Here is an 18,033-nt window from a genome sequence, read left to right as displayed (position 1 = left end):
CGGTGGGGGAGGACCGACCGGTGACCACAGTCGAGCAACCGGTGGACGTGCTGCTCAGCGACGGCACGACCGGCCAACTGCGGCAGATCCGCCCGGACGACGCGGCGGCGATCGTGGCGATGCACGCCCGGTTCTCCGAGCGCACCCGCTACCTGCGCTACTTCTCGCCGTACCCGCGCATCCCGGAGCGGGACCTGAAGCGTTTCGTCACCGTGGACCACCGCGACCGGGAGGCGTTCGTGGTGCTGGTCGGCGACCGGATCGTGGCCGTCGGCCGGTACGAGCGGCTCGGCCCGTCCTCCCCGGAGGCCGAGGTGGCGTTCGTGGTGGAGGACGCCTACCAGGGCCGGGGCATCGGCTCGGTGCTGCTGGAGCACCTGGCGGACGCGGCCGGCCGGCACGGCATCGTGCACTTCGTCGCCGAGGTGCTGCCGGCGAACGGGACGATGCTGCGGGTCTTCGCCGACTTCGGCTACCAGGTCCAGCGCCAGTACGCCGACGGCGTGGTGCACCTGAGCTTCCCGATCGCGGCGACCGAGGCGACGCTCGAGGTGCAGCGCGGTCGGGAGCACCGCACCGAGGCGCGCTCGATCGCCCGGCTGCTCGCGCCGCGCGGCATCGCCGTCTACGGTGCCAGCACCACCGGTCAGGGCGTCGGCGCGGCGCTGCTCGGGCACCTGCGGGACGGCGGGTTCACCGGCGCGATCGTGCCGGTGCACCCGAGCGCGGCGACGGTGGCCGGGCTGCCGGCGTACCCGTCGGCGGCCGACGCCGGCCTCGACGTCGACCTGGCCGTGGTGGCGGTGGCGCCGGACGCGGTGACCGCTGTGGTCGACGACGCGGCGCGGGCCGGCGCGCACGGGCTGGTGGTGGTCTCGGCCGGGTTCGCCGAGGCCGGCCCGGCCGGCTCGGCGGCGCAGCGGGCCCTGGTCCGGGCCGCGCACCTGGCCGGCATGCGGGTGGTCGGCCCGAACTGTCTCGGCGTGGCCAACACCGACCCGGCGGTACGCCTCAACGCGACGCTCGCCCCGGTGCTGCCGGCGCCGGGCCGGGTGGGCGTGTTCAGCCAGTCCGGCGCGTTCGGGGTGGCGCTGCTGGCCGAGGCGTCCCGCCGTGGGCTGGGGCTGTCCAGCTTCGTCTCGGCCGGCAACCGGGCCGACGTGTCCGGCAACGACCTGTTGCAGTACTGGCAGGACGATCCGGGCACCGACGTGATCACCCTCTACCTGGAGACGTTCGGCAACCCGCGCAAGTTCGCCCGGCTGGCCCGGCGCATCGGCCGGAGCAAGCCGGTGGTGGCGCTGGCGTCACTGGCCCGGCCGCCGGGCGTGGGCGAGGCGCCGGCGCTGGACGCCGCCGCGGTGAGCGCGTTGTTCGCCCAGTCCGGCGTGATCCGGGTGGACACGGTGGGCGAGCTGCTCGACGTGGGTGTGCTGCTGGCCCACCAGCCGCTGCCGGCGGGCCGGCGGGTCGCCGTGGTGGGCAACTCGTCGGCGTTGACCGGGCTGGCCGCGACCGCCGGCGCCGGGCAGGGGCTGGTCGTCGCGGACGGTTACCCGCGTGACGTGGGGCCGACCGGCGGCGCCGCCGCGTACGCCGCCGCGCTGGCCGCCGCGGTGGCGGACGAGCGGGTGGACGCCGTGGTGGCGGTGTTCGCGCCGCCGCTGCCCGGCCAGCTCACCGATCCGGAGGCGGACTTCGCGGCGGCGCTGCCGGACGCGCGGGCCACCGGTAAGCCGGTGGTGGCGACGTTCCTCGCCGGGCGGGTGCCGGCCGGGGTGCCGGCGTATCCGAGCGTGGAGGAGGCGGTGCGGGCGCTGGCCCGGGTCACCCGGTACGCGGACTGGCTGCGCCGGCCGCCGGGCGTGCTGCCCGAGCTGGCCCGCGTCGACCGGGTGGCCGGGCAGGCCGCCTGGGGCCCAGACGGTGCGGATCCGGCGGCGCTGCTGGCCGCGTACGGCATCGACGTGGTGGCGTCCGTGCCGGCCGGGTCGGCCGCCGAGGCGGTGGCGGCGGGGGAGCGGCTCGGCTGGCCGGTGGCGCTCAAGGCGGCCGCCCCGGGGCTGCGGCACCGCCTCGACCTGGGGGCGGTGCGGCTCGACCTGGCCGACGCGGGGGCGGTGCGCCGCGCGTACCCGGAGATGGCGGCGATGTTCGGCGCGGAGGTGCTGGTCCAGCCGATGGTGCCGCCGGGCGTGGCCTGCGTGGTGGAGCTGGTGGAGGATCCGGCGTTCGGGCCGGTGGTCGGGTTCGGGCTGGGCGGGGTGGCGACCGAGCTGCTCGGCGACCGGGCCTGGCGGGCGGTGCCGCTGACCGACCGGGACGCCGCCGAGCTGGTCGACGAGCCGCGCGCCGCGCCGCTGCTGCGCGGGCACCGGGGCGCCGCGCCGGTGGACCGGGCGGCCCTGGTCGACCTGCTGCTGCGGGTCGGCCGGCTGGCCGACGAGCAGCCCCGGGTGCGTTCGCTCACGCTCAACCCGGTGCTGGCCCGCCCGGACGGCATCTCGGTGCTGCACGCCACCGTCCGGGCCGGCGCGGAGGCGCCGCGCCCCGACACCGGCCCGCGAAGGCTGTAAGGCGGGGCCCCCGCTTAACGCATTCTGCATAGGCGGGGGCCCCGGTTAACACGCACTCAGCAGGCGTACGCCTCCAGCCGGTTCGCCCGCTCCGGGTCGCGCAGCTTGAGCAGGGTCACCTTCTCGATCTGGCGGATCCGCTCCCGGGACAGCCCGAACTCGCGGCCCACCTCGTCCAGCGTGCGCTGCCGGCCGTCGTCCAGGCCGAAGCGCAGCCGGATCACCGCCTGCTCCCGCTGGGAGAGGGTGGCCAGCACGATCCGCACCTCGTTGCGCAACTCGCCGTTGGCGGCGGCGTCGCCCGGCTCGGTGCGCGGGTCGACGGCGGCGACGAAGTCGCCGAGCGCGCTCTCGCCGTCCTCACCGACGGCCTGGTCCAGGCTGACCGGCTCCCGGTCGAAGGAGATCAGCTCGATCACCTGGTACTCGGGGATCTCCAGCGTGGTGGCGACCTCGGCGACGGTGGGCTCGCGGCCCAGCGTCACGGACAGCTCGCGGCGCACCCGGACCATGCGGTTGACCTGCTCGACCATGTGCACCGGGATGCGGATGGTGCGGGCCTGGTCGGCCATGGCGCGGGTGATCGCCTGGCGGATCCACCAGGTGGCGTACGTGGAGAACTTGAAGCCCTTGGTGTAGTCGAACTTCTCGACGGCGCGGATGAGGCCGAGGTTGCCCTCCTGGATCAGGTCGAGGAAGGCCATGCCGCGCCCGGTGTAGCGCTTGGCGATGCTCACCACCAGCCGCAGGTTCGCCTCCAGCAGGTGGTCCTTGGCGGCGCGGCCCTCGGCCGCGATCAGCGCCAGGTCCGCGCGCAGCTCGGTGGAGACGGGCGTGCAGGTGGCGAGCTTCTCCTCGGCGAAGAGGCCGGCCTCGATCCGCCTGCTCAGCTCGACCTCCTGCGCCGCGGTGAGCAGCTTGGTGCGGCCGATGCCGTTCAGGTAGGCCCGGACCAGGTCGGTGGAGACGCCGCGCTCGTCGGTGGCGTCCAGGTCCGTGAGGGTGACGTCCATGTCCTGGTGCTCGATCATCTGCTGGGTCATCTCTGTCTCTCCCCGTGTCCTACGTGCCGTACCGGCCCGTGCCGCCGGCGCGGTGGGGGCCGGTGACAAACAGCTTGGCGGTCGGGGCGTGAGACGGGAGTGAGGCGATCGGGGACCCGACACGAATCCGGGGGATGCCCGGCCGGCGCTTGTCCCGTCCGGTTACCGTGCCAGCGGACCGGCCGGCAGGGTCGGTGACGAACCGGCGATCGGAGAACTCAGGTGGTCTTCAAGCGGCTCATGCAGGCGATGGGGGTGGGCGGGCCGTCGGTGCAGACGGTGCTGGCCAACCCGAACTGCCGCCCCGGCGGTCAGCTCGAGGGCCGGATCCAGGTGGTCGGCGGCGAGCACCCGGTGGACGTGAGCTGGATCTCGCTCGGCCTCCTCACCCGCGTCGAGGTGGAGAGCGGGGACTCGGAGTACAACACGAACCAGGAGTTCGGCCGGGTGCAGATGACCGGCGCGTTCCGGTTGGACCCGGGGCAGCGCCACGACGTGCCGTTCCGCTTCCAGGTGCCCTGGGAGACCCCGTTGACCGACCTGTACGGCCAGCACCTGCACGGCATGACCATGGGCCTGCGCACCGAGCTGGAGGTCGCCCGGGCGGTGGACTCCGGTGACCTGGACGCGGTCGCGGTGCACCCGCTGCCGGCCCAGGAGCGGCTGCTGGAGGCGTTGCTGCGGCTGGGCTTCCGGTTCGCCCGCGCCGACGTCGAGCGGGGCCACATCTACGGCGTACGCCAGCAGTTGCCGTTCTACCAGGAGATCGAGTTCTATCCGGCGCCGCAGTACGCCGGCGCGATGAACCAGCTCGAGGTCACCTTCGTCACCGACCCGCAGCAGGTGCAGGTGGTGCTGGAGATGGACAAGCGGGGCGGCCTGTTCACCGAGGGCCGGGACGCGTTCGGCCGGTTCACTGTCGACCACGCCACGGCGGACCGCACCGACTGGGCCGCCCAGCTCGACGGCTGGCTGCGCCAGTCGTTGTCCCGGCGCGGCCTGTTCTTCTAGGCGGCGACGCGGGCGCTCACAGGTCCAGCAGGAGCGTGCGGGGGCCGACGTTGACGCTCTCCACCAGCATGTGGGTGCGGAAACGGCCGGTCTCCACAGTCGCGCCGCGGGCGCGCAGCTCCTCGGCCACGGCCTCGACCAGCGGTTCGGCGACGTCCGCCGGGGCGGCGGCGGTCCAGCTCGGCCGCCGGCCCTTGCGGGCGTCGCCGTAGAGCGTGAACTGGCTGACCACGAGCAGCGGCGCCCCGGTGTCCGCGGCGCTGCGCTCGTCGTCCAGGATGCGCAGCTCGTGCAGCTTGCGGGCCATGGTGGCGGCCACCTGCGGGGTGTCGGTGTGGGTGACGCCGACCAGCACCAGCAGCCCGTCGGTGATCTCGCCCACCACCGCGCCGTCGACCGTGACGGACGCCCGGGCGACGGTCTGCACCAGTGCCCGCATCAGTCCGTCACCGGCGCGACGAGGCCGCGCTCGACCAGGTGCGCCACGATCGGGCCGGCCGCCTCGGCCAGCTCGTCCGCTGCCACGTCGTGCGCGACGGCGAGCAGGGCGAGCTGGTCGCGCAGCGGCAGCCGGCCGTCCGCGCCGCCGACCAGGGCGAGCACCAGCGGGTCGATCTCCTCCGACCAGCGCAGTCCGCGCGGCGCGGCGAGGACCTGCCGGTCCACCGCCCAGCCGTCGTCGCCCATGGTGGCCTCCTGGCGGAGCTGGAGCCCGTCGGCGGCCCGGTAGCGGGCGGCGAGCAGACCCTCGGTGTCCCGGGCGCGTAGCCAGTCCTGCCGGTCGAACCATTCGGCGACCCGGTCGCCGAGCGGTGGTTCGACCCGCTGGCGCAGGTCCTCGACCCGGACGATCGGCTGCTCGTGGCCGGCCCGGCGCAGCGACACGATGCCGAAGCCGATCGCCTCCACCTTGTGCGCGTCGAACCAGTCCAGCCAGGCTTCCATCCGCTGCGGGTCGGCGCTCTCCCCGACGTCGGTGAGCCAGAGGTTCACGTACGCCATCGGGTCGGCCACCTCACGCTGGATGACCCAGGCGTCCAGCCCGGTCCCGGCGAACCAGCCGGCGACCCGGTCGGCCCAGTCCTCGCCGGTGACGTGCACCCAGTTGGCCAGGTACTGCATGGTGCCGCCGTCGGTGAGCAGGTGCGGCGCGGCGGCGGCCAGCTCGGCGCCGATCGCGTCGCCGACCCGCCCGGAGTCGCGGTAGACGTGGGTGGTGGTGCCGGGGCCGACCACGAACGGCGGGTTGCTGACCACCAGGTCGAAGCGGCGCCCGGCGACCGGCGCGACCAGGTCGCCGCGGAGCAGCTCCCAGTCCTGGCCGTTGAGCGCGGCGGTGGTGGCGGCGAAGCGCAGCGCCCGTTCGGAGACGTCGGTGGCGGTGACCCGGCGGGCGTGGGTGCCCAGGTGCAGCGCCTGCACGCCGGAGCCGGTGCCGAGGTCCAGCGCGGTCTCCACCGGGCGGCGTACGGCGGCGCCGATCAGCGTCTGGGTGGCCCCGCCGATGCCGAGCACGTGTTCGGCGTGCAGCGGCCGGCCGGGTCGGGCGCTGGCCGGCACGTCGGCGAGCACCCACCAGTCGTCGGCGTAGGGCTCCAGGTCGACGCCGGCGCGCAGGCCGTCGCCGTGCCGTTCGACGATGCCCCCGGCGAGCGCCTCCTCCACGGTCAGCGGCGCCAACGCGGCGGCCACCACCGGCTCCGGCTCGGTCTGGTCGCAGATGAACACCCGGATCAGGGTGCCCAGCCGGTCGCGGTCCTCGGTGGCGCGCAGCGCCGCCCGGTAGTCGTTGCGGGCCACCCCACCGGTGGCCTGCGAGCCGAGCCGCCCGGCGATCCCGTTGGCGGTGAAGTCGGCCAGCGTCAGCGCGGTGCGCAGCGCGTCGACCCCGGCGGGGGAGAGCAGCATCTCGTGACGGTCCACGTGGCCATCCTGCCTCGCCGGCCGCACCCCGGTGGCGGGCACCCGCCGGATTCGGGTCGCGAACAGTATTACCCGGCAACTATCTCTTTCGACAGGTATCGATGTGTGGTTAGCATTCCCCCCAACATCCGTCGATGGGCGGCCCGCCGGCCACGAACCGGCCGGCCCGCCCGGTAGGGAGCCAGACGATGCCCGACGTGTCCGTCCCCCGGCGTCGCGTGCTGCACGCGCTCGCCGTCACGGCCGCCGCCGCGGCCCTCACCGCCGCCGCCTCCACCCCGGCCCTCGCCGCACCGACCGGTCAGGTCCGGTTCGCCGGCGCCGCCGACGCCGTCAGCGGCAGCTACCTGGTCGTGCTCAAGGGCGACGCGGTCGGCGCCGCGAACAGCCGCACCGCGCGTACCGCAGTGCCGGAGCGGGCCGCCGGCCTGGCGAAGCGCTACGGCGGCAGCGTCGCCACGGTGTGGAGCGCCGCGCTCACCGGCTACAACGCGAAGATGAGCATCGGACAGGCGCGCCGGCTGGCCGCCGACCCGGCCGTCGCGTACGTCGAGCAGGACCGCCGGGTGACCGTCCAGGGCACCCAGACCGGCGCCACCTGGGGGCTGGACCGGATCGACCAGCGCAATCTGCCGCTCAACAGCACCTACACCTACCCGAACACCGCCACCAACGTGCGCGCCTACATCATCGACACCGGCATCCGGACCACGCACGCCCAGTTCGGCGGCCGGGCCACCTGGGGCACCAACACGGTGGACAGCAACAACACCGACTGCAACGGCCACGGCACGCACGTCGCCGGCACGGTCGGCGGCAGCACCTACGGCGTGGCCAAGGGCGTCCGCCTGATCGCGGTCAAGGTGCTCAACTGCTCCGGCAGCGGCAGCACCGCCGGCGTGGTCAACGGCGTCAACTGGGTCACCTCGAACGCGGTCAAGCCGGCCGTGGCCAACATGAGCCTCGGCGGCGGTGTCAGCACCACGCTGGACAACGCGGTGGCCAACTCGATCAGCTCCGGCATCACGTACGCGCTCGCGGCCGGCAACTCCAACGCCAACGCCTGCAACTCGTCGCCGGCCCGGGTCGCCTCGGCGATCACGGTGGGCTCCACCACCAGCACCGACGCCCGCTCGTCCTTCTCCAACTACGGCACCTGCGTGGACATCTTCGCCCCGGGCTCGTCGATCACGTCGTCCTGGAACACCAGCGACAGCGCGACCAACACGATCAGCGGCACCTCGATGGCGTCGCCGCACGTGGCCGGCGCGGCGGCGCTGGTGCTGTCGGCGAACCCGTCCTACACCCCGGCGCAGGTGGCCAGCTACCTGACCACCAACGCCACCACCGGCAAGGTGACCAGCCCGGGCACGGGCTCGCCGAACCGGCTGCTCTTCGTCGTCAACTGACGCCCGCTGTCAGGCCGCGCGGCCCGGTGGACCCCAGCGGAGTCCACCGGGCCGCGTCGTGTCGTCGGGGAGTCGGCGGCGGGACCGGCGGTCGGGGCGGCAGGATGGGGGGCATGACGCTCTCCCTGCCCATCGACCCGCAGGCCAACGAGCTGTTGCGGCGCAGCCCGCTGGCGCTGCTGCTCGGCATGGTGCTGGACCAGCAGGTGCCGATGGAGAAGGCGTTCTCCTCGCCGTACGTGCTGGCGCAGCGCCTCGGCCACGAGCCGGACGCCCGGGAGCTGGCCGGCCACGACCCGGAGGCGCTGGTGGAGCTGTTCGCCCGGCCGCCGGCGCTGCACCGCTTCCCGAAGGCGATGGCGGCCCGGGTGCAGGAGGTCTGCCGGGCGCTGGTGGAGCGCTACGACGGCGACCCGGCGCGGCTCTGGTCCGAGGCGGCCGACGGCGCGGAGCTGCTGCGCCGGGTCGGCGAGCTGCCCGGGTTCGGCCGGCAGAAGGCGCAGATCTTCGTGGCGCTGCTCGGCAAGCGGTTCGGCGTCGCCCCGACCGGCTGGCGCGAGGCGGCCGGCGGCTACGGCGACGCGGACGCCTACCGGTCGGTGGCGGACGTGACCGATCCGGAGTCGCTGCGCCGGGTACGCGAGTTCAAGCAGCGGATGAAGGCGGAGGCGAAGGCCGCGAGGGGCTGACGCGCGCCGCCGGTCAGGCGGCGGTCGGGCGGGACAGCGAGGCCAGCGCGCGGCGGACGTCGGCCAGCGAGACCGTGGCCGAGTCGTCCAGGTCGGCCAGGCCCGCCTCGATCCACTGCCGCATCAGCGTGGTGACCCCGATGCCGCGCGCGTCGGCGGCGGCCCGGACCCGTTCGTACGTCTCCAGTGGCAGGCGGACCGACCGGCTGACCATCGGCACGTCGGTGTCGGGGGTGGGCAGTTGCGCCGGTGACGTCTCGTCGATCAGGTCGGCGAACGCGTCGCCGCCGGCGTGGAACCGCTTGGTCGCCTCGTCACGGTGCATGGTGACCGCCTCCTCCTCGTCGGCGTGCCCTCCGTACCGCCTCGTCGTAGCGCTTGGCCTCGACGTCGCTCAGCTCGCGGGCGGAGAGGATGTCCCAGTCGTTGTCGGTGCCGTCGGCCTCGGCCAGCAGCACGGCGAGGCGCCGGCCGCGGTGGTCGGTGGCGTAGACCACCATCACGTCGTCGCCCAGGTGCCGGATGACCCGGCGGTTGCTGTGCAGGGCCTCCCAGACTTCCCCGGGTGCGACGTCGTAGACCCGCAGGTTCGCCAACGCCTCGTCGGTGAAGCTGAACCGGTTGGCCACGAGCGCAGCGTACCACGCACGTAACACGTCACCGGATTGTCGCCGATCACCTGCCCCGGGTGACAGGATGGGTCGTATCCCCTCGTAGGAGGTCCGTGGTGAAGCATCAGGCCTACCAGCCGATCCTGATCACCGACGCCCGGCGCAGCCAGGACGACCAGCTCAACAGCCGCCAGAAGCGTTACGTGCTGATGATGGGCATCCGGGTCGCCTGCATCGTCGCGGGCGCGATCCTGGTCGGCGTCCAGGCCCCGCTGCTCTGGCTCTGGTTGCCGCTGTGCGCGCTCGGCATGGTGCTCATCCCGTGGCTCGCGGTGCTGCTGGCGAACGACCGCCCGCCCAAGGAGGAGCACCGGCTGGCCAACCGTTTCCAGCCCCGGGGCCGCGACGAGACCCCGCCGATGGCGCTCTCCGCCGAGGAACGCCCGCACAAGGTCATCGACGCCGAGCCCTGACCGGTCGTGACCACGCTCCGTGACGCCGGACCGGAGAGTTCGCCGACAGACCGATATACCTCTCAGGCATAAATATGACTAGAAGGTATATCGGCCGTCAGGTATACCCTGCCCGAGCCCGGCACGCCGGGCCCGGAGCCCGATCACCGCGCGCCGGCCCGGCCGCCGCCCGCCTGCCGCCCCGGCGGCCGCCGCCCGCCCGGCCGACCGTCACGCGCCCGGCCGACCGTCACGCGCCCGGCCGCGCGCCGACCGTGGTCACGGCCAGGGCGCCGAGGTCGCCGGCCCGGGCCAGCGCCGCCCGGGGGTCGGCCCCGGCCAGCCAGGCGGTGAGCAGTCCGGCCGCGAACGCGTCCCCCGCGCCGGTGACGTCCACCACGGCCACCCCGGGCGCCGGCGCGGTCTCCACCCGACCGCCGCGCTCCACCCAGACCGCGCCGGCCGCGCCGCGCTTCACCACCACCCGGTGCGCCACCGAGGTCAGCGCCCGCGCCTGCGCCGCCGGGTCCAGGCCACCGGCCAGCACCGTCGCCTCGTCCGTGTTGACCAGCAGCAGATCGACATCGCGTACCCAGGTCAGGAACGACCCGCCGACGCGCCGCAACGGCGCCGCGGAGGCCGCGTCGACGCTGACCGTCAGCCCGCGCTCGCGGGCGACGGCCAACGCGCGCAGGCCCGCGCCGCGCGACCCGACGTCCAACAGGGTGTACGCGGACAGGTGCAGGTGCCCGGCGTCGGGTGCCGCCGCGACGGCGGCGTCGACGTGCCGGGCGGTCAGCCGCAGGTTCGCGCCGCGCTGGCTCACCATGGTGCGCTCCCCGGCATGGGTGAGCACGATCACCGTGCCGGTCGGATAGCCCTCGTGCCGCTCCACCGCGCAGTCCACCCCGATCCGGGTCAGCTCGGCGACCCGGTCCCGGCCGGTCTCGTCGTCGCCCACGGCGGCCACCAGCGTCACGGCCGCGCCCTGGCCGGCGAGCCAGGCCGCGGTGTTGGCCGCCTGCCCGCCGCCGCTGAACCGGATCCCGGCCGCGGTGTCCGAGCCGGTCGCGAGCGGACCGGACAGCATCGCGACCACGTCCGTGATCACGTCGCCGACCACGACGATGCGGGGCGCCCCGCTCATGCCGTGCCAGCGGCGGCGACCGCGATGCGCGCCGCCAGGTCGGCGTTGCGCAGGATGATCCGGACGTTCACCGCCAGGCTGGCGCCCTCGGTGGCGGCGTGGAAGTGGGCCAGCAGGAACGGGGTCACCGCCTTGCCGGTGATCCCCTCGCGAGCCAACGCGGCCAGGCCGTCGGTGAGCGTGCGGTCGTGCAGCGCCGGGTCGAGCTGCTCGTCGGCCGGCAGCGGATTGGCCACGATCAGCCCGCCGTGGTGCACGCCGTGCGCGGCGCGGGCGGCCAGCACGTCGGCCACCCGTTCCGGCGAGTCCACCGACCAGTCCAGGTCGAAGCCGGCGTCGGTGAGGTAGAACCCGGGGAACCGGCGGGTGCGGTAGCCCACCACACCCACCCCCAGCGTCTCCAGCCGTTCCAGGGTGGCGCCCACGTCCAGGATCGACTTCACCCCGGCGCAGACCACCGCGATCGGGGTGCGGGCCAGCGTGACCAGGTCCGCCGACTCGTCGAACGTCTGCGCCGCCTCCCGGTGCACCCCGCCCAGCCCGCCGGTGGCGAACACGCCGATCCCGGCCGCCGCCGCCACCGCGCTGGTGGCCGCCACCGTGGTCGCGCCGTCCGCGCCGGTCGCCGCCGCCGGCGCCAGGTCGCGGACCGAGAGCTTGCTCACCCCGTCGACAGTGGCGAGCCGGGTGAGCTGGGCGTCGTCCAGCCCGACCCGCAGCTCGCCGGCGACCATGCCGATGGTGGCCGGCACCGCGCCCGCGTCCCGGACCGCCTGCTCGATCTGCCGCGCCACACGAAGGTTGTCCGGCCGGGGGAGGCCGTGCGAGACGATGGTGCTCTCCAGCGCCACGACGGGACGCCCGGCGCGCAGGGCGTCGGCCACCTCACCACCGAGACTGATGCGAAAGTTGGTCACTTCCGTTACGGTACGGGCCGCCCGCCGGAGGGGCCGTGGTGGACCCGACCCGGCCGGCCTGCAAAACTGGGAAGCCGGAGGTGGGGACGTGAGCACTGAGATTCTCGAGCGCCCGGAGCAGAAGGAGGCCGACACCGGCCCCGAGATGTTCCACTACGTGCGCAAGGACAAGATCGCCGAGAGCGCGGTCATGGGCACGTACGTCATCGCGCTGTGCGGGGAGACCTTCCCGGTGACCAAGGCCGCCAAGCCCGGGTCCCCGGTCTGCCCGAAGTGCAAGGAGATCTACGAGTCCTGGGGCGAGTGATCGCGGGCGGCTCCGCCGCCCGCCCCCGTAACCTGCGCCGGTGACCACCTCCACCGCCCTGCTCCTCGCCGACCTCACCGGCGTGGCGGTCTTCGCCGCCTCCGGCGCCTCCGCCGCGGTGGCCAAACGGCTCGACCTGTTCGGGGTGGTCTTCGTCGGCGTGGTCGCCGCCCTCGGCGGTGGCATCTTCCGCGACCTGGTCATCGACGAGGTGCCCCCGCTGGCGTTCGCCGACTGGCGGTACGCGGTCACCGCGGCCGTCACCGCCGCCGCCGTGTTCCGGCTGCACCCGCAGCTCGCCCGGCTGCGCACCACCGTGCTCGTGCTGGACGCCGCCGGGCTGGCCCTGTTCACCGTCACCGGCACCCTCAAGGCGCTCGACGCGCACGTGCCCGCCGTCGGCGCCTGCATGATCGGCATGCTCACCGCGATCGGCGGCGGGCTGGGCCGGGACCTGCTCACCGGCGAGATCCCGGTGGTGCTGCGCCGGGAGATCTACGCGGTGGCCGCGCTCGCCGGCTCGATCGTGGTGGCGCTGCTGGCGACGTACGGACACGCCACCGCCGCGCCGCTGACCGGCGCCGCGCTCTTCGTCTTCGGGCTGCGCCTGATCTCGCTGCGCCGACGCTGGTCCGCCCCGGTGCCGACGACGCGCCCGCCCCGCACCGGCGCCCGGGGACCACTGCCCTGAACCGTCCCGCCCCGGGGTGGGCGGATGTGACCAGCGTGGCGTCGGGTGGGGCGGAACGGCCCCGCTGGTTATGCTGAGTCCGCCTTCGCGGCACCGATGCGCGAGGGCGTTTTCATGGGCGGCGGCCCCCGTGGCCCCGGTCGGGCCCGTCGCCGTCCGCGGCGGAGAGGAGCTACCCGTGCCACCGCGGTTGCCGGCGCTCGACACGTTCCCACCCCTGCGCGCCTGGCAACGCAAGGCGATGGTGGAATACCTGCGCCGCCGGGCCGAGGACTTCACCGCGGTCGCCACCCCCGGCGCCGGAAAGACCACCTTCGCCCTGCGGATCGCCGCCGAGCTGCTCGCCGACGGCACCGTCGAGGCGGTCACCGTGGTCGCGCCGACCGAGCACCTGAAGACCCAGTGGGCGCAGGCCGCGGCCCGGGTCGGCATCCAGCTCGACGCCGCGTTCCGCAACGCCGACCTGCACTCCGCCGCCGACTTCCACGGCGCGGTGATCACGTACGCCCAGGTCGGCATGGCGCCCCAGGTGCACCGGCGGCGCACCATGACCCGGCGGACGCTGGTCATCCTGGACGAGATCCACCACGCCGGCGACGCCCGCACCTGGGGCGACGGCGTCAAGGCGGCGTTCGAGCCCGCGGTACGCCGGCTGATGCTCACCGGCACGCCGTTCCGTTCCGACGACAACCCGATCCCGTTCGTCAGCTACGAGCGCGGTGGGGACGGGCTGCTGCGTTCCCGCGCCGACTCGGTCTACGGCTACGCCGACGCGCTGCGCGACGGCGTGGTCCGGCCGGTGCTGTTCCTGGCCTACTCCGGGGAGACCCGGTGGCGCACCAACGCCGGCGACGAGTTGGCCGCCCGGCTGGGCGAGCCGATGACGCAGGACCTGATCGCGCAGGCGTGGCGGACCGCGCTGGACCCGGCCGGCGACTGGATGCCGCAGGTGCTGCGCGCCGCCGACGCCCGACTGAGCACGCTGCGCGCCAACGGCATGCCCGACGCGGGCGGCCTGGTCATCGCCACCGACCAGCAGGTCGCGCGCGCGTACGCCAAGCTGCTGGAGCAGGTGACCGGCGAGAAGGCCGTCGTGGTGCTCTCCGACGACCAGGGCGCGTCCGCGCGGATCGCGACGTTCGCCGCCTCCGAGCAGCGTTGGCTGGTCGCGGTGCGGATGGTGTCCGAGGGCGTGGACATCCCCCGGCTGGCCGTCGGTGTGTACGCGACAAGCGCCAGCACCGCGCTCTACTTCGCGCAGGCGATCGGCCGGTTCGTCCGGGCCCGCCGCCCGGGCGAGACCGCCTCGGTGTTCCTGCCCAGCGTGCCGCACCTGCTCGGGCTGGCCAGCGAGATGGAGATCGAGCGGGACCACGTGCTCGGCAAGCCCAAGGACTCCGACGGCTTCGACGACGACCTGTTGGAGCGCGCCCAGCGCGACGACGGGGCCAGCGGCGAGCTGGAGAAGCGGTTCGCGGCGCTCTCCGCCACCGCCGAACTGGACCAGGTGATCTTCGACGGCGCGTCGTTCGGCACCGCCGCCCAGGCCGGCACACCGGAGGAGGAGGAATACCTCGGCCTCCCCGGCCTGCTCACCGCCGACCAGGTCTCGCTGCTGCTGACCAAGCGGCAGGCCGACCAGCTCGCCGCGCAGAAGCGCCGGGCGGCCCAGCGGGCCGCTGAGCCGGCCGCTGCGGCCCCGGTGGCGGCACCCCCGCCGATGAGTGCGGCCCAGCGCCGCGTGGCCCTACGGCGGCAACTGAACGCTCTGGTGGCCGCCCGGCACCATCGCACCGGCCAGCCGCACGGCAAGATCCACGCCGAGCTGCGCCGGCTCTGTGGCGGCCCGCCCAGCGCCCAGGCGACCATCGAGCAGCTCGAGGAGCGCATCGCCACCGTGCAGAGCTTGTAAGGAGGGGGCCCTTCTTAACGCCTCCGGTAGAGGCGGGGCCCCCTGTTAACACGCGCTCGGCGTGCCGAAAAAACCGACCGGAGACGCCCAGGTGGGCGGCTCCGGCCGGTTATGTCGAGTTGCGGATTGTCTGTCGGACTCAGTTCGCCATGAGATCGGTGCCGCGCCAACTGAACTCCGGGTCCGTCGCGTACCGCACGGTGATCTTCACGAGATCCTCCGCGTACTTGTTCGCGTGGTGCCCACAGAACACCAGCTCACTCCCACCCGAGAGGGTGATCCGGAGCTTGCCGGCAGCATTACAGCGGTCGCACCGTTCATCGGCGGCCGGGGGGCTCACCGTCTCGGGCGGCGGCGTGAGGGTCGGGGTCATCGCCTTCCTCCTCTGGTCGTCACCGATGAACACACTCGTCGGTCGTTGCTCACCTATCCTGCAACACCCATCTCGGGCCCTGCCTTCCCTGTGTGCCCGCGGGGGACCGAGGTCACACCTGGCGTGGAAGACAGTGTGCCGTGCACCAAGGGTGCCACGTCAACGATCACAAACAGGCAACCGACTGATCAACGATCAGTGTTCTACGGTTGGTGATCAAACCGACACGACTGGTTGACGTGCGCGGTCAGTCCAGGTAGTCGCGGAGCACCTGGGAACGCGAGGGGTGCCGCAACTTGGACATGGTCTTGGACTCGATCTGCCGGATGCGCTCCCGGGTCACGCCGTACACCTGGCCGATCTCGTCCAGGGTGCGCGGCTGGCCGTCGGTGAGGCCGAAGCGCAGGCGCACCACGCCCGCCTCACGCTCGGACAACGTCTGGAGGACCTGCTGGAGCTGGTCCTGCAGCAGCGAGAACGACACCGCGTCGACCGCCACGACGGCCTCGGAGTCCTCGATGAAGTCGCCGAGCTGGCTGTCGCCCTCGTCACCGATGGTCTGGTCGAGCGAGATGGGCTCCCGGGCGTACTGCTGGATCTCCAGCACCTTCTCCGGTGTGATGTCCATCTCCTTGGCCAGCTCCTCCGGGGTGGGCTCGCGGCCCAGGTCCTGGAGCAGCTCGCGCTGGATCCGGCCGAGCTTGTTGATCACCTCGACCATGTGCACCGGGATGCGGATGGTGCGGGCCTGGTCGGCCATGGCGCGGGTGATCGCCTGGCGGATCCACCAGGTGGCGTACGTGGAGAACTTGTAGCCCTTGGTGTAGTCGAACTTCTCGACGGCGCGGATGAGGCCGAGGTTGCCCTCCTGGATCAGGTCGAGGAAGGCCATGCCGCGCCCGGTGTAGCGCTTGGCCAGCGAGACCACCAGCCGGAGGTTCGCCTCCAGCAGGTGGTTCTTGGCCCGCTCGCCGTCCCGGGAGATCCACATCAGGTCGCGCTGCAGATCGCGGACCAGCTTCTCCTCGCCCTCGTCGGCGGCGCGCAGCCGCTCGGCGGCGTAGAGGCCGGCCTCGATCCGCTTGGCGAGCTCGACCTCCTGCTCGGCGTTGAGCAGCGGCACCTTGCCGATCTGCTTGAGGTAGGCCCGGACCGAGTCGGCGGAGGCGGTCAGCTCGGCATCCCGGCGCGCCTGCTTGAGCGCCTCGGACTCCTCGTCGTCCCACTCGAAGTCGTTGTCGGTGGCGGAGCTCGCCGCGTCGGCCTCGGCGGCTTGGGCCAGCTCGGCCGGCTCCTCGACCACCACGTCCTCGATCTCGGCGGCCAACTCCTCCGGGTCGACCTCGCCCTCGGCGCCCTCGCCGGCCTTCGCCGGCTTCGCCGCGGCCGTCTTGGCGGCCACGGTGGCCTTGGTGGCCCGGGTCGCCTTGGTGGCCTTCGCCGGGATGGCGGCCTTGCCGGCCACCTCGGCGGTGGTGCCGGTGGCCTTGCGGGCCGTCGCCTTCCGTGGCGCCGGAGCGGGGGACTCCTCGGCGGCGGGCGCCTGCTTCGGGGCGGGCGCGACCGCCTTCTTGGTGGTCTTGGCGGTGGTTGCCCGGGAGGCCGGAGTGGCGGACCGGGCTGCGGCGACCCGGCGCCGGGTGCTCGCGGAGCCGTCCACCACGACCGTCACGCCCGCCTCGGAGAGCGCGCGGAGGATCTTCTTGGCCTGGGCCGGGGTCACCTCAGCGGACTCGACGGTGCGCGCGAGCTGGGCCGACGTGAGCTGACCGCCAGCGCTCTGCGCGTGGGCGATCAGGGTGTCGGTGAGCGAGCGAACGTCGGCGCCGGTCTGGCGGGGTTCTGTCACGAATGACCTTCCGGAGGCGAAGAGCGAGCACGGCCGGGTCGTCCGGCGCAGCACGAGGCCGTGCCGGGCGAGTCTTTGAGGGACCCCCGTGTCCCGGTCCGTCCGGTCGTTGGCGGTCCGTGGCGCGTGGGCAGGGTGAATTGTAACGCCGTCTGTCGCGATCATCCTGCGCAGCACGGCGTACCGGCGGGCCGGGACCGCCGAATCGGTGCAGATGTGGACTTTGTAAGGATGATACTCACGTGCGGCCGGGCCGGTCCCGGTCGTGCGGGAAGGGGACAAACATGATCGCCTCGGCGCCCCCGCCGCGGGAACTGCTCGCCATCGCCGTCGAGGTGGCCCGGGACGCCGCGGCCACCGCGCACCGGATGCGCGCCGAGGGCGTCTCGGTGGCGGCGACCAAGAGCACCGCGACCGACGTGGTCACCGCCGCCGACCGGGCGGTGGAACGGCAGGTGCTGGCCGCGCTGCGGGACCGGCGGCCCGGCGACGCGGTGCTGGGGGAGGAGTACGGCGCGGGTGGGACCGCCCCGGCCGTGCCGGACGGGGTGCGCTGGATCGTCGATCCCATCGACGGCACCGTCAACTACCTCTACGGGCTCCCCTACTGCGCGGTCTCGCTCGCCGCCGAGGTGGCCGGCGAGGTCGTCGCCGGGGTGGTGCGCAACGTGTTCACCGGCGAGGAGTGGACCGCGACCGCCGGTGGCGGCGCCTGGCGGGACGGCCGGCGGCTGCGCTGCTCCGCCGAGGCCGACCTCGGGCAGGCGCTGGTCGCCACCGGGTTCGGGTACGACGCCGGCCGCCGCGCGCACCAGGCGCGGGTGGTCGCCGAGCTGATCCCGCACGTGCGGGACATCCGCCGGATGGGCGCGGCCGCGCTCGACCTCTGCCTGGCCGCCGAGGGGCGGGTGGACGCCTACTACGAGAAGGGGCTGGCCGCCTGGGACCTCGCCGCGGGCGGCCTGGTCGCCCGGGAGGCCGGGCTGCTGGTGACCGGGTTGTCCGGCCGGCCGGCCGGGCCGGACCTGGTGCTCGCCGCGCCGCCGGCGCTGCACGGCCCGCTGCACACCCGGCTCGTCGACCTGGACGCCGACGGCGGCCCGTGACCGGCCATCCGGCTCCG

At 74.0% G+C, this 18,033-nt stretch carries 18 protein-coding genes; 9 read left to right on the top strand and 9 right to left on the bottom strand.

All coding sequences use genetic code 11. The annotated features are described in order from the left end of the window. The first annotated feature begins 20 nt into the window (after positions 1-20). On the top strand, positions 21-2,576 hold the full coding sequence (locus ACH495_RS23910) for a GNAT family N-acetyltransferase (protein WP_396859928.1): 2,556 nt from the start codon (positions 21-23) through the stop codon (positions 2,574-2,576). Between the two features lie 56 nt (positions 2,577-2,632). Here ACH495_RS23910 and sigB read toward each other — a convergent pair whose 3' ends face one another. Next, a complete protein-coding gene (gene sigB, locus ACH495_RS23905) occupies positions 2,633-3,619 on the bottom strand; it encodes an RNA polymerase sigma factor SigB (protein WP_396859927.1) in 987 nt (328 codons plus the stop codon). Positions 3,620-3,841: 222 nt separating this feature from the next. Between sigB and ACH495_RS23900 the strand changes: the two genes are divergently transcribed. Beyond that, on the top strand, positions 3,842-4,630 hold the full coding sequence (locus ACH495_RS23900) for a sporulation protein (protein ID WP_396859926.1): 789 nt from the start codon (positions 3,842-3,844) through the stop codon (positions 4,628-4,630). A gap of 16 nt (positions 4,631-4,646) precedes the next feature. Here ACH495_RS23900 and dtd read toward each other — a convergent pair whose 3' ends face one another. Together dtd and ACH495_RS23890 are read right to left on the bottom strand one after the other, a co-directional pair. Further along, the gene (gene dtd / locus ACH495_RS23895; protein ID WP_396859925.1) at positions 4,647-5,069 is read right to left on the bottom strand and encodes a D-aminoacyl-tRNA deacylase; all 423 of its coding nucleotides are present in this window, start codon (positions 5,067-5,069) and stop codon (positions 4,647-4,649) included. Further along, positions 5,069-6,553, bottom strand: a complete 1,485-nt coding sequence (locus ACH495_RS23890) for a methyltransferase (RefSeq protein ID WP_396859924.1) — start codon at positions 6,551-6,553, stop codon at positions 5,069-5,071. Before ACH495_RS23890 ends, dtd begins: the two co-directional genes overlap by 1 nt. Positions 6,554-6,741: 188 nt before the next feature. On the opposite strand from ACH495_RS23890, the gene ACH495_RS23885 reads away from it, so the two are divergent. Together ACH495_RS23885 and ACH495_RS23880 are read left to right on the top strand one after the other, a co-directional pair. Continuing rightward, positions 6,742-7,962: a S8 family serine peptidase gene (locus ACH495_RS23885; protein ID WP_396859923.1), complete on the top strand. Its 1,221-nt coding sequence runs from the start codon at positions 6,742-6,744 to the stop codon at positions 7,960-7,962. Between the two features lie 104 nt (positions 7,963-8,066). After that, on the top strand, positions 8,067-8,651 hold the full coding sequence (locus tag ACH495_RS23880) for an HhH-GPD-type base excision DNA repair protein (protein WP_396859922.1): 585 nt from the start codon (positions 8,067-8,069) through the stop codon (positions 8,649-8,651). A gap of 13 nt (positions 8,652-8,664) precedes the next feature. On the opposite strand, the gene ACH495_RS23875 is transcribed toward ACH495_RS23880, so the two are convergent. Both ACH495_RS23875 and ACH495_RS23870 read right to left on the bottom strand, forming a co-directional pair. Beyond that, positions 8,665-8,976 (bottom strand): hypothetical protein, encoded by a 312-nt coding sequence (locus tag ACH495_RS23875; protein WP_107159166.1) that lies wholly within the window; start codon positions 8,974-8,976, stop codon positions 8,665-8,667. Beyond that, positions 8,966-9,280 (bottom strand): hypothetical protein, encoded by a 315-nt coding sequence (locus ACH495_RS23870; RefSeq protein ID WP_396859921.1) that lies wholly within the window; start codon positions 9,278-9,280, stop codon positions 8,966-8,968. The genes ACH495_RS23875 and ACH495_RS23870 overlap by 11 nt, the downstream gene beginning before the upstream one ends. Before the next feature lie 98 nt (positions 9,281-9,378). Between ACH495_RS23870 and ACH495_RS23865 the strand changes: the two genes are divergently transcribed. Further along, on the top strand, positions 9,379-9,735 hold the full coding sequence (locus tag ACH495_RS23865) for a DUF3099 domain-containing protein (protein ID WP_396859920.1): 357 nt from the start codon (positions 9,379-9,381) through the stop codon (positions 9,733-9,735). A gap of 229 nt (positions 9,736-9,964) precedes the next feature. On the opposite strand, the gene ACH495_RS23860 is transcribed toward ACH495_RS23865, so the two are convergent. Continuing rightward, positions 9,965-10,861, bottom strand: coding sequence for a carbohydrate kinase family protein (locus tag ACH495_RS23860; protein WP_396859919.1), 897 nt, complete (start codon positions 10,859-10,861; stop codon positions 9,965-9,967). Then, on the bottom strand, positions 10,858-11,778 hold the full coding sequence (locus ACH495_RS23855) for a pseudouridine-5'-phosphate glycosidase (RefSeq protein ID WP_396859918.1): 921 nt from the start codon (positions 11,776-11,778) through the stop codon (positions 10,858-10,860). The genes ACH495_RS23860 and ACH495_RS23855 overlap by 4 nt, the downstream gene beginning before the upstream one ends. Before the next feature lie 88 nt (positions 11,779-11,866). On the opposite strand from ACH495_RS23855, the gene ACH495_RS23850 reads away from it, so the two are divergent. The 3 genes from ACH495_RS23850 (at position 11,867) to ACH495_RS23840 (ending at position 14,688) form a co-directional block, all read left to right on the top strand. Further along, positions 11,867-12,085: a DUF3039 domain-containing protein gene (locus tag ACH495_RS23850; RefSeq protein ID WP_107159174.1), complete on the top strand. Its 219-nt coding sequence runs from the start codon at positions 11,867-11,869 to the stop codon at positions 12,083-12,085. Between the two features lie 40 nt (positions 12,086-12,125). Next, positions 12,126-12,776, top strand: a complete 651-nt coding sequence (locus ACH495_RS23845) for a trimeric intracellular cation channel family protein (protein ID WP_396859917.1) — start codon at positions 12,126-12,128, stop codon at positions 12,774-12,776. Positions 12,777-12,954: 178 nt separating this feature from the next. Then, on the top strand, positions 12,955-14,688 hold the full coding sequence (locus ACH495_RS23840; RefSeq protein ID WP_396859916.1) for a DEAD/DEAH box helicase: 1,734 nt from the start codon (positions 12,955-12,957) through the stop codon (positions 14,686-14,688). Positions 14,689-14,827: 139 nt separating this feature from the next. Here ACH495_RS23840 and ACH495_RS23835 read toward each other — a convergent pair whose 3' ends face one another. Further along, entirely contained in the window at positions 14,828-15,061 is a 234-nt protein-coding gene (locus ACH495_RS23835; protein WP_091070720.1) for a hypothetical protein, read from the bottom strand. A 247-nt stretch (positions 15,062-15,308) separates the two neighbouring features. Continuing rightward, a complete protein-coding gene (locus tag ACH495_RS23830) occupies positions 15,309-16,910 on the bottom strand; it encodes an RNA polymerase sigma factor (RefSeq protein ID WP_396859915.1) in 1,602 nt (533 codons plus the stop codon). Positions 16,911-17,194: 284 nt separating this feature from the next. Here ACH495_RS23830 and ACH495_RS23825 point away from each other — a divergent pair, with 284 nt between their 5' ends. Then, positions 17,195-18,016: an inositol monophosphatase family protein gene (locus ACH495_RS23825; protein ID WP_396859914.1), complete on the top strand. Its 822-nt coding sequence runs from the start codon at positions 17,195-17,197 to the stop codon at positions 18,014-18,016. Positions 18,017-18,033 lie beyond the last annotated feature (17 nt).

It is taken from the genome of Micromonospora sp. NPDC018662 (assembly GCF_044391475.1).
GTDB lineage: Bacteria > Actinomycetota > Actinomycetes > Mycobacteriales > Micromonosporaceae > Micromonospora.
The sequence above is the reverse complement of the archived record's forward strand: the minus strand, read 5'-3'. Positions and strand labels throughout refer to the sequence as shown.